This is a genomic window from Shewanella sp., assembly GCF_047975355.1.
In the GTDB taxonomy this organism is placed as follows: Bacteria; Pseudomonadota; Gammaproteobacteria; order Enterobacterales; family Shewanellaceae; genus Shewanella.
In genome coordinates this window covers 1-11,880 of the sequence record NZ_JBKEDJ010000041.1, presented here as the reverse complement: position 1 = coordinate 11,880, position 11,880 = coordinate 1, and the positions used below count along the sequence as shown (strand labels likewise).

Below are 11,880 nucleotides of genomic sequence, written 5' to 3'. Positions count from 1 at the left end.
GCTTAAGTTTTTAGCTTTAGGTCACTTCGTTAAATACTTGACCTTAATGATTAGGTAAAACAGTAAGATAGCCCTAAAGAGGAGTTTTTATTGTTGAATGCGGGTTTACTCTTAAACCTCAGCTTAGTGTTGTTGCTTGCAGGCTGTAGCTTTCAGGCGAGTCGCCCCGCACCTGTCGAAAGTCTTTCCCACAGTTATTCCAAACATAACAAAGGCCACATTAAATCTAATTCATATAAAGTTAAGAAAGGTGACACCCTTTACTCGATCTCTTGGGCAGCGGGTAAAGATTTCGCCGAAATTGCTAAAATTAATCAATTAGATAAATCGTATACCATCTACCCTGGGCAGATTTTATATTTAACGAATGACCATAGGAAAAATGGTAAAGGTTCTACAACTTTAGGTGGGAGTAATTCGGCATCTAACGGGCAAAATCAAGATGATTTTTCGGAAAAACAATCAGCTAACAACAATTCCTCCGCGAAAAACTTGTCAAGTGAACAGCAGAAAAAAACACTTGATCAGAAAGCGAAGTCTGCGTATTCTGCAACAAGCTCTCAACAAAATATTAACCATTCGATCGTCACACCGACGTCAACACTGCCAGACAGTGTCAGTCAGTGGCAATGGCCAGTAAAAGGTAAATTGATTGGGACATACTCTGCCAATGAGCAGGGAAATAAAGGAATTAAGATCGCAGGAAAACGCGGAGATATCATCAAAGCCGCTGCAGATGGGCGGGTGGTATACGCAGGTAGTGCTCTTAGGGGTTACGGTAATTTAGTGATTATTAAACATAGTGACGATTATCTTAGTGCCTATGCTCATGCAGATCAGATCTTAGTCGAAGAAAAGCAACATGTCCTGGCCGGACAGACTGTTGCAAAAATGGGCAGTACAGGTACGAATCAGGTAATGCTTCGCTTTGAGATCCGTTACCACGGTCAGTCTGTTAACCCACTTAACTATTTACCTAAGCAATGATTGTTTAGGGCCTTGTTGGCATGGAGGATAAAAAATTGCAGTAATTCAAGCAGTTTACATTAGGTTTGGGAGATTCGATCATGAGCCGCATAAATAGCACTGCCGCAGAAGAACTAGTAGATTTTTCCGTAGATACCGCAGAGTTTGATCTCGAGAAAGAGGATATTGCCGCTGATTTAGTTCAGGAATTAGGACTCGAACAACAGGTTCAAGATGACCTGCAAAAAAATCTTGATGCCACACAGCTCTATTTAGGTGAAATAGGGTTTTCCCCACTGCTTAGCGCAGAAGAAGAAGTTTACTTTTCCCGTAAGGCCTTAAAAGGCTGCGAAAAATCCCGTAATCGTATGATCGAGAGTAATTTGCGACTCGTGGTCAAAATTGCCCGTCGTTACAATAACCGTGGCCTTGCGCTGCTGGATTTAATCGAAGAGGGAAATCTTGGCTTGATCCGTGCGGTAGAAAAATTCGACCCTGAAAGAGGTTTCCGTTTCTCAACCTATGCAACCTGGTGGATCAGACAAACCATCGAACGTGCCATTATGAATCAAACCCGCACGATTCGCTTGCCAATCCATGTTGTGAAAGAACTCAACGTGTATTTACGGACGGCTCGGGAATTAGCGCAAAAACTTGACCATGAACCTACTGCAGAAGAAATTGCCGAAAAACTGCAAGTATCCAGTGTTGATGTCAGCCGTATGCTGAAGCTCAACGAGAAAATCACTTCTGTCGATATCCCCTTAGGTGGCGATAACGACAAGGCGTTACTCGATGTGCTTGCCGATGACGACAACGTAGGCCCTGACTACAAAGTTCAAGATGAAGACATTTCTAACTCAGTGGTGAAGTGGCTCAATGAACTCAATACCAAGCAAAGAGAAGTATTAGCGCGTCGCTTTGGATTATTGGGTTATGAACCCTCAACCCTTGAAGATGTGGGTGCTGAAATTGGCTTAACCCGTGAACGCGTACGCCAAATTCAAGTTGAAGCCCTAAAACGCCTGCGTGATTTGCTGGGTGCTCAAGGTCTCTCCGTAGAGGCACTATTTAGAAACTAAGGTTTAGAAACTAATGCTTAGAAATTAAGGTTTAGAAACGTACCCTTAAACCATTTTATCAACCTATAAAAAACGCCCAATTTTCAGGGCGTTTTTGTTTATGCTATCGCTATCTCTTCACTCTATGGTTTTAGCTCAAGCGTTTAAGTTCATAGAGTAAATCCAGCGCCTGTTTTGGTGTCAGATTATCTGGGTTGATGGCTTTTAACTTGCTTATTGCGGGATTCTCCACCGGCTCAGGCAGGGCTAACAGGGTTTGAATCGGTGCCTTTGTGCCTTCAACTTGATGATCGCGGCTCTCAAGCTGATGTAATTTGTGTTTTGCCGCCTTAATCACCCTAGCTGGTACCCCGGCAAGGGCCGCAACTTGTAAACCATAACTCTTACTGGCCGCACCTTCTTGCACCGCGTGCATAAAGGCGATGGTATCTTCGTGCTCAATCGCATCGAGGTGCACGTTATACACCCCTGCCATGAGTTCCGGTAATTGTGTTAACTCGAAATAATGGGTAGCGAAGAGCGTCATTGCGCCGACCTGCTGTGCTAAATACTCAGCTGCAGACCAAGCTAATGACAGACCATCGTAGGTTGATGTGCCACGGCCAATTTCATCCATCAAGACTAAACTTTGCGCGGTCGCATTATGGAGAATATTTGCCGTTTCTGTCATTTCCACCATAAAGGTTGAACGACCAGAGGCGAGATCGTCTGATGCGCCGATACGGGTAAAAATCCGATCGATAGGGCCAATGATGGCGCGATCTGCTGGCACAAAAGAGCCAATGTGTGCCATTAGCGTGATTAAGGCGACTTGGCGCATATAGGTTGATTTACCGCCCATGTTCGGACCTGTAACAATCAACATACGGCGTTGATTGTGCAAGGTGACGGGGTTGGCGATAAAAGGCGTTTGGCTCACTCGCTCGACCACAGGGTGGCGGCCAGCTTCGATTTTTACCCCAATTTCGCTACTCAGTTCTGGGCAGGTATATCCTAAGGTTTCGGCACGTTCGGCAAAGTTACTCAGCACATCGAGTTCGGCTGCGGCTCTGGCAAAGGCTTGTAGCTCATGCAACTTGGGGAGTATTAAATCAAACAATTCGTCCCAAAGTTGTTTTTCAAGGGCGAGCGCCTTACCTTGGCTCGACAGCACTTTTTCTTCGTATTCCTTAAGTTCAGGCGTGATGTAACGCTCCATATTCTTAAGGGTTTGACGGCGCTGGTAATTTAAAGGCACTTGCTGCGATTGCAGTCGGCTGACTTCTATGTAGTAACCATGGACTCGGTTGTAGCCAACCTTCAACGTGGCAATGCCGGTACGCTCTTTTTCCCGCGCTTCGAGCTGAACCAGATAATCTGTGGCCCCTTCACTTAAGCCTCGCCATTCATCTAACTCGGCATTGTAGCCTTCACGGATCACGCCGCCATCACGGATCAGCATAGGCGGGTTATCGACAATGGCGCGCTCAAGCAGTTGTTGCTCTTCGGGAAACTCACCTAAGAGTTGGCCTAGTTTCACCGTATGTGGCGCACTTAACTGCGCGAGTGATTGCTGCAACTGAGGCAATAGGTTTAATGCTTGGCGTAGTCGGGCAAAATCCCTTGGACGAGCGGTACGAAGCGCCAGCCTTGCCATGATACGTTCGATATCGCCTAGGGCTTTAAGCTGCTCATGTAATGATTCATGGGCCGTGGTCTCGAGTAATTCATTCACGGCCGTTTGGCGAGCAAAAATCTGGGCATGGTCTCTCAGCGGCTGATGGATCCAGCGTTGCAACATCCGGCTGCCCATCGCTGTTGCGGTATTGTCGAGCACAGCTGCTAGGGTGTTATCTCGACCACCACTCAAATTTTGTGTCAGCTCGAGGTTACGGCGCGTTGCCGCATCCAAGACAATCGTATCGGTTTGATTGAAACGGGTAATGGCATTGATATGGGGCAGGGCGGTGCGCTGGGTGTCTTTCACATATTGCATCAAGCAGCCAGCCGCCTGTAGCGAAAGCCTCGCATCGGTAATCCCAAAGCCGTGCAAATCCTTAGTGCCAAATTGTGCCAGTAGCAATTTGATGCTGGTATCGTAATCAAACTCCCACTCGGGGCGGCGACGTTTGCCTTTGAAATGGTGCAGCAATTCCATAGCGCCGAAATCTTCGCTATAGAGGATTTCGACCGGATTGGTACGTTGCAGCTCGGCTTCGAGGGATTCCTTCGTTTCTAATTCAGCAATCACGAAGCGGCCGGAAGACACATCGAGGGTCGCGTAGCCAAAACCAACTTTACCTTGGTAAACCGCGGCTAACAGATTGTCTTGTCTCTCCTGTAATAGTGCTTCGTCGGTCAAAGTACCTGGGGTGACGATACGCACCACTTTTCGCTCAACCGGGCCTTTTGAGGTAGCAGGGTCGCCAATCTGCTCACAGATCGCGACCGATTGACCAATTTGAACCAATTTGGCTAGATAGCCTTCAACCGCATGGTAAGGGATACCCGCCATCGGGATCGGATCGCCACCACTTTTGCCTCGGGCCGTAAGGGAAATGCCCAATAATTCAGAGGCGCGTTTTGCGTCATCATAGAAGAGTTCATAGAAGTCACCCATACGATAAAACAGCAGCATGTCGTGATGCTCTGCTTTCATGGTCAAATATTGACGCATCATAGGGGTATGTTTTTCTAAATCATCGGTATCTATAGGATTCATTAAATCGTTTTCGTCCGTTATGCCGGCCCAAAGCGGGGAAATAAGTCGTACAGTAATGGGATAAAAAATCAGTGGATGTGCACTATTACTGTCTAAAATAAATTGACGCCAATCTTAGCAATAATTTTCTGAAAATTGACCCTTAAACCATGGATATTCACTGATATCCTGACAAATCTGCAGCATGAATCGGTAAAAGCTTGTCTCAACGGGAAAATTTTCTGACTGAAAAATAAATCATTCACAGGTCTTGATACTGTATGATTGTACAGTATACTAGACAGCAGATTATGACAAAGAGCCTCGCTTTTTGTATTACCCGCTTTAATTAAATTGAATATCACTTTTGACAGTACTGATACTGTCTTGATGAGGGAACAGGAATGAAGGTCGATCCAAACAAAGAGAAAGCACTTGCTGCGGTATTGAGCCAAATTGAAAAGCAATTTGGTAAAGGCTCCATCATGAAGCTGGGCGAAGACCGCTCTATGGATGTTGAGACTATTTCTACTGGTTCACTTTCCCTTGACGTCGCCTTAGGGGCTGGCGGTTTACCAATGGGACGTATCGTTGAGATCTATGGTCCAGAATCATCAGGTAAAACGACGCTGACATTAGAAGTGATTGCCGCCGCTCAGCGCGAAGGTAAAACCTGTGCCTTTATCGACGCCGAGCACGCGCTAGACCCTATCTATGCTAAAAAGTTAGGCGTAGATATTGATAACTTATTGTGTTCACAACCCGATACCGGTGAACAAGCCCTTGAGATCTGTGATGCGTTAACCCGTTCTGGCGCGGTAGATGTGATCATTGTTGACTCGGTCGCGGCATTAACACCCAAAGCGGAAATTGAAGGTGAAATTGGTGACTCACACATGGGCCTAGCGGCGCGTATGATGAGCCAAGCGATGCGTAAGCTCGCGGGTAACCTCAAGCAATCGAATACACTGTTAATCTTCATCAACCAAATTCGTATGAAGATTGGTGTGATGTTTGGCAACCCAGAAACCACAACGGGCGGTAACGCGCTGAAGTTCTACGCTTCTGTTCGTCTCGATATTCGCCGTACTGGTGCTATCAAAGAAGGCGATGAAGTGGTGGGTAACGAGACGCGCGTTAAAGTGGTTAAAAACAAGGTTGCCGCGCCGTTTAAGCAAGCTGAGTTCCAAATTCTTTACGGTCAAGGTATCAACCGTACCGGTGAATTAGTCGATTTAGGTGTTGCCCATAAACTTATCGAAAAAGCCGGTGCATGGTACAGCTACAAGGGTGACAAGATTGGTCAGGGTCGTGCAAATGCCGGTAAATATCTGACTGAAAACCCAGAAATTGCTGCTGAAATCGATAAAACACTGCGTGAGTTACTGCTGAGTAACCCAAGTGCTATGTCTTCATCTTCTTCTGATGATGAAAATAGCGAAGGCAATGTTGATTTCGAAACAGGCGAAGTATTCTGAGTCAGTCTGCCCGTCAAATCGCGGTCGCGCTGTTAGCGCGCCGCGACTATTCACGCCAAGAAATCCGCTCCAAACTGCTCGAAAAAGGCTTTGAGGTCGTAGACATCGATCCCGTGCTCGATGATTGTGAAGCATCGGGTTTTATCAATGATAAGCGCTATGCCGAGCTTCTCGTTCGCAGCCATATTGCCCGTGGTCATGGACCTATCCGTATTCGTCAAGCCATTGCCCAAAAGGGGCTTTCAAAGGATTGTATCGAAGCCGCGTTATCGGCAAATGATCATGATTGGTTTGAGTTAGCAAAAGCTAAAGCCATCAAAAAATATGCTACCCCTAAAGTCACCGAGGTCAAAGGCTCACAATCCCGCGAGCTGCTGGCGAAAGAAAAAGCCAAACGGGTGCGGTTTTTACTGAGCCAAGGCTTTAATTACGAACAAGTCTCCTACGCCTTAGATTACGACCCTTTGGAAGATAATGATGACTAACGTCATGGCATAAACTCGCAGCCCTTGGCGGGGCTTATCGTTGTCTTTTTCGTTCGGCCACTGTGCAGATTCGCCTCATCGACTTTTCTTTACCGCTTGGCTTTTGTGATAAGCCATGTCTTAGCGGTAAACTCACCGAAAATATGAGATTCCTAAGCCTATATCGCTATTCAAGGCTGGTCGTCTTTCTTCAGTCTGCTTATAATGCTGGGCAAATAGAAATACGGCTACCTTATGGTGTAGCTGGTCATGCTTACCCAATTCAGGACGATTTCATGTATCAAACGACAGCAGCGCTTAGAAGTGCTTTCCTCGAATTTTTCCGCAGCAATGGTCACCAAGTTGTGGACAGTAGTTCTCTTGTACCAGGCAACGATCCAACGCTTTTATTCACCAACGCCGGTATGAACCAGTTCAAGGACGTGTTTCTTGGCATGGACAAACGTAGCTATACACGTGCGACCACTGCCCAACGCTGCGTCCGTGCGGGTGGTAAACACAACGATTTAGATAACGTTGGTTACACCGCGCGTCACCATACTTTCTTCGAAATGCTGGGTAACTTTAGCTTTGGTGATTATTTCAAAGAAGATGCGATTCACTTTGGTTGGACCTTCCTGACCGAAGTATTGAAGTTACCAAAGGAACGTCTGTGTGTGACTGTTTACCAAACAGACGATGAAGCCTTTGAAATTTGGAATAAAAAGATTGGTGTTGCCGCTGAAAACATCATTCGCATCGGCGATAACAAGGGCGCGCCATACGCTTCAGATAACTTCTGGCAAATGGGTGACACAGGTCCTTGTGGTCCATGTACCGAAATTTTCTACGATCATGGCGACCATATCTGGGGCGGACGCCCTGGTAGCCCAGAAGAAGATGGCGACCGTTTCATCGAAATCTGGAACATCGTATTCATGCAATACAATCGCCAAGCCTCTGGCGAAATGTTGCCGCTGCCAAAACCTTCAGTCGATACTGGTATGGGGATTGAGCGTATCGCTGCGATTATGCAGGGCGTTCATTCAAACTACGAAATCGATATTTTCCGCGCCTTGATTGCTAAAGCGGCTGAAATCATCGGCGTGACTGACTTATCTAACAAGTCACTGCGGGTTATTGCCGACCATATCCGTTCATGTGCCTTCTTAGTTGCTGATGGTGTAATGCCATCGAACGAAGGTCGTGGCTATGTACTGCGTCGTATTATTCGCCGCGCCGTGCGTCACGGTAACAAGTTAGGGGCCACCGAAGCCTTCTTCTACAAGTTAGTTCCGACGCTAATCGAAGTGATGGGCGATGCCGCTAAAGGTCTTGCCGATACACAAGTGATTGTTGAAAAAGCCCTTAAAGCGGAAGAAGAGCAGTTTGCCCGTACGCTTGAGCGTGGTTTAGGTATTCTGGATAGCGCGTTAAACGAATTGCAGGGCGACACCTTAGACGGTGAAACTGTCTTTAAACTGTACGATACCTACGGCTTCCCAGTGGATTTAACCGCTGACGTATGCCGTGAGCGCAACATTATCGTCGACGAAGCGGGCTTCGAAGCGGCGATGGCAGAACAACGTAGCCGCGCTCAAGCCGCGGGTAACTTCGGTGCCGATTACAACGCCGCACTGAAAATTGATGCTGAAACCGCATTCTGTGGTTACTCAGAACTTACTGGTAATGCCAAAGTCACAGCACTTTACTTAAACGGTGAGTCAGTGCCTGCAATCAATGCGGGTGATGATGCCGTAGTCGTGCTTGATGTGACGCCATTCTACGCAGAATCAGGTGGTCAGGTTGGCGACAAAGGTGTTCTGGCTGCCGAAGGTGTTGAGTTCGTTGTAAACGACACCCAAAAATTCGGTCAAGCCTCTGGTCATAAGGGCACATTAACAGCTGGCACTATCAGTGTTGGTCAAGCCATTGAAGCCAAAGTGGACAAAAAACTGCGCCACCGTACTCAGTTAAACCACTCTGTGACTCACTTATTACATGCTGCACTGCGTCAAGTGTTGGGCACTCACGTTACTCAAAAAGGTTCGTTAGTTGACCCTGAGCGTTTACGCTTCGACTTCTCTCATTTCGAAGCGGTCAAGCCTGCTGAATTGAAACAGGTTGAAGAGTTAGTCAACACCCAAATTCGCCGTAACCATGAGCTGAAAGTCGCTGAAATGGCGATTGATGAAGCCAAAGAAAAAGGCGCTATGGCGCTTTTTGGTGAGAAATATGATGCCGAGGTGCGTGTTGTCACCATGGGCGATTTCTCTATCGAACTGTGTGGTGGTACTCACGTTGGACGTACCGGTGACATTGGTCTATTCAAAATTACCTCTGAAGGCGGTATCGCTGCAGGCGTTCGCCGTATTGAAGCGGTAACCGGCGCTGCGGCGATGGCCTATGTGGCACAGCAACAAGCGCAACTTGAAGAAGTAGCAGCTCTGCTTAAAGGCGATACTCAGTCCGTCGTGACCAAGCTGAAAGCGCAACTGGATAAAATGAAGCAACTTGAAAAAGACATGCAGCAACTTAAAGATAAGTTAGCTGCGGCAGCGAGTGCAGATTTAGCCGGTGATGCGGTTGTGGTTAATGGCGTTAACGTGCTGATTAAGAAGCTTGAAGGCGTTGAAGCTGGCGCACTGCGCGGCCTGCAAGATGAGTTAAAGCAAAAGCTGAAATCCGCCGTTATCCTGCTCGGTGTGGCTCAGGAAGGCAAAGTGAACCTTATCGCAGGCGTGAGCAACGACTTAGTTGGTAAAATCAAAGCCGGTGAACTGGTTGCTATGGTGGCTGCACAAGTGGGCGGTAAAGGCGGCGGTCGCCCTGATATGGCCCAAGCGGGTGGTAGCCAGCCAGAAAATCTGGATGTGGCACTGTCTCAAGTATTACCTTGGATTACTGAGCGTTTAGCTTAAGAGGTTGCTGTGCTCGAAAAACGAAAGCTTAGTGGTAGCAAGCTTTTTGTGAAGAAGTTTGGTGGCACTTCGGTGGGTTCGATTGAACGCATCGAAGTGGTTGCCGAGCAAATTGCAAAGTCCGCTCACAGTGGTGAGCTGCAGGTCTTGGTACTTTCTGCGATGGCAGGGGAGACCAACAGACTATTTGCGCTTGCGGCGCAAATCGACCCCCGCGCGAGTGCGCGGGAACTCGATATGCTGGTCTCTACGGGAGAGCAAATCAGTATTGCGTTAATGGCGATGGCGTTACAACGTCGTGGCATTAAGGCTAGATCCCTGACTGGTGATCAAGTCCAAATTCATACAAACAGTCAGTTTGGCCGAGCGAGTATAGAAAGTGTCGATACGGCATACTTAACCTCCTTGTTGGACGATGGCATTGTGCCGATTGTGGCAGGCTTTCAGGGGATCGATCCCAATGGGGATGTGACGACCTTAGGGCGCGGCGGTTCGGATACCACGGCTGTTGCACTCGCAGCGGCATTAAAGGCCGACGAATGTCAAATCTTTACCGATGTGCCCGGAGTGTTTACGACCGATCCTAATATCGACAGTAGTGCGAGACGCCTCGATGTGATTGGCTTTGATGTGATGCTAGAAATGGCAAAACTCGGCGCTAAGGTGCTGCATCCCGATTCGGTTGAATATGCCCAACGTTTTAAAGTACCACTGCGGGTTTTGTCGAGTTTTGAGGCGGGTCATGGGACATTGATCCAGTTTGGTGATGAATCAGAGCTGGCGATGGCTGCATCCGTGCAAGGTATTGCTATTAATAAGGCATTAGCGACCTTAACCATAAAAGGGTTGTTTACCAGCAGTGAGCATTATCAAGCATTGTTAGCCTGTTTGGCACGGCTTGAGATCGATGTTGAATTTATTACCCCGCTCAAACTCAATGAAACCTCAGCAGCCGAATGTGTCAGTTTTATGCTGGCCGAAGCTAAGGTGGATATTTTATTGCACGAGCTTGAGCTTTTAAGCGAAAGTCTTGATCTAGGCCAATTGATTGTTGAACGTCAACGTGCAAAAGTGTCTTTAGTTGGCAAAGGTTTACAGGCAAAAGTTGGATTATTGACTAAGATGTTAGATGTATTGGGTAATGAAACAATCCATGCTAAGTTACTTTCGACATCGGAGAGTAAATTGTCAACTGTGATCGATGAAAGGGACTTGCACAAGGCGGTTCGAGCGCTGCATCACGCCTTCGAGCTAAATAAGGTGTAATTAAATAACTGTTTGAGTATTGAATACTATTAATTTGTACTCAGCTGACCCTATAATATGCCCATCTACCGGATGAGTGCCGTGTGTAAGCTGAATTAAGACATAAAGGAGCTATCGAATGCTGATTTTGACTCGTCGTGTTGGCGAAACACTGATGATTGGTGATGAAGTCACAGTTACAGTGCTAGGGGTAAAAGGCAATCAAGTGCGTATTGGTGTTAATGCACCGAAAGAGGTTTCTGTCCACCGTGAAGAAATCTATCAACGCATTCAATCTGAAAAATCAGGTACACCTTCAGAAGGTGGTAACTTTTAATACGGCGCTTAGGCGAGTATTAGCGAGATAGAAGAGTCAGTTTTTTAACTGGCTTTTTTATTTTTTAGACCTAAAGATTGGCGCAAATCAATACATTGGATTGATATAACAGCAATGTGATTAAAAACGCTTCAAACGGAAGTTGTTTCAGAAAAAGGGTTTGACTTATTTCCGTCAAACAGTAATATGTGCGCCAAGAAAACGGAGAGGTGGCCGAGTGGCCGAAGGCGCTCCCCTGCTAAGGGAGTATGGGCTTTATCTCCCATCGAGGGTTCGAATCCCTCCTTCTCCGCCATTTCTTACCAATAAAAAATTGCGCGTGTAGCTCAGCTGGATAGAGTACCTGGCTACGAACCAGGCGGTCGGAGGTTCGAATCCTTCCACGCGCACCATTTTATTGAAGCAAGATAGATACAAGTCGCGCATGTAGCTCAGCTGGATAGAGTACCTGGCTACGAACCAGGCGGTCGGAGGTTCGACTCCTTCCATGCGCACCATCTCTGCATTAGTTATGTTTAACTCATCAGGTTTGAATTTCAGACGAAATTTTGTAATTAGTGCTTCAAGTAAGTGTTTTAAGCGCGTGTAGCTCAGCTGGATAGAGTACCTGGCTACGAACCAGGCGGTCGGAGGTTCGAATCCTTCCACGCGCACCATATTCAATCTTAATGCGAATGTGTTGAGATAACAGTTAAAAATGCGCATGT

Annotated in this window: 8 protein-coding genes and 4 tRNA genes; 11 read left to right on the top strand and 1 reads right to left on the bottom strand. The window is 47.0% G+C overall.

Annotation, left to right across the window (positions count from 1 at the left end):
• The first annotated feature begins 90 nt into the window (after nt 1-90).
• Both ACK5NH_RS12495 and rpoS read left to right on the top strand, forming a co-directional pair.
• Nucleotides 91-987, top strand: coding sequence for a peptidoglycan DD-metalloendopeptidase family protein (locus ACK5NH_RS12495; protein ID WP_416920511.1), 897 nt, complete (start codon nt 91-93; stop codon nt 985-987).
• An 80-nt stretch (nt 988-1,067) separates the two neighbouring features.
• A complete protein-coding gene (gene rpoS, locus ACK5NH_RS12490) occupies nt 1,068-2,048 on the top strand; it encodes an RNA polymerase sigma factor RpoS (RefSeq protein WP_416920509.1) in 981 nt (326 codons plus the stop codon).
• 130 nt (nt 2,049-2,178) lie between these two features.
• On the opposite strand, the gene mutS is transcribed toward rpoS, so the two are convergent.
• Nucleotides 2,179-4,749 (bottom strand): DNA mismatch repair protein MutS, encoded by a 2,571-nt coding sequence (gene mutS / locus ACK5NH_RS12485; protein ID WP_416920508.1) that lies wholly within the window; start codon nt 4,747-4,749, stop codon nt 2,179-2,181.
• Between the two features lie 383 nt (nt 4,750-5,132).
• Here mutS and recA point away from each other — a divergent pair, with 383 nt between their 5' ends.
• From recA to ACK5NH_RS12440, 9 genes are all read left to right on the top strand, one after another.
• The gene (gene recA / locus ACK5NH_RS12480) at nt 5,133-6,206 is read left to right on the top strand and encodes a recombinase RecA (RefSeq protein WP_109287350.1); all 1,074 of its coding nucleotides are present in this window, start codon (nt 5,133-5,135) and stop codon (nt 6,204-6,206) included.
• Between the two features lie 17 nt (nt 6,207-6,223).
• A complete protein-coding gene (locus ACK5NH_RS12475) occupies nt 6,224-6,691 on the top strand; it encodes a regulatory protein RecX (RefSeq protein WP_416920593.1) in 468 nt (155 codons plus the stop codon).
• Between the two features lie 275 nt (nt 6,692-6,966).
• Entirely contained in the window at nt 6,967-9,591 is a 2,625-nt protein-coding gene (gene alaS / locus ACK5NH_RS12470) for an alanine--tRNA ligase (protein WP_416920505.1), read from the top strand.
• A gap of 9 nt (nt 9,592-9,600) precedes the next feature.
• Nucleotides 9,601-10,857 (top strand): aspartate kinase, encoded by a 1,257-nt coding sequence (locus ACK5NH_RS12465; protein ID WP_416920503.1) that lies wholly within the window; start codon nt 9,601-9,603, stop codon nt 10,855-10,857.
• A 118-nt stretch (nt 10,858-10,975) separates the two neighbouring features.
• Nucleotides 10,976-11,173, top strand: coding sequence for a carbon storage regulator CsrA (csrA, locus tag ACK5NH_RS12460; RefSeq protein ID WP_006082602.1), 198 nt, complete (start codon nt 10,976-10,978; stop codon nt 11,171-11,173).
• Nucleotides 11,174-11,376: 203 nt separating this feature from the next.
• Nucleotides 11,377-11,468 (top strand) — tRNA-Ser (locus tag ACK5NH_RS12455).
• A gap of 20 nt (nt 11,469-11,488) precedes the next feature.
• A tRNA-Arg gene (locus ACK5NH_RS12450) sits at nt 11,489-11,565 on the top strand.
• 28 nt (nt 11,566-11,593) lie between these two features.
• A tRNA-Arg gene (locus tag ACK5NH_RS12445) sits at nt 11,594-11,670 on the top strand.
• Nucleotides 11,671-11,752: 82 nt separating this feature from the next.
• Nucleotides 11,753-11,829, top strand: a tRNA-Arg gene (locus ACK5NH_RS12440).
• Nucleotides 11,830-11,880 lie beyond the last annotated feature (51 nt).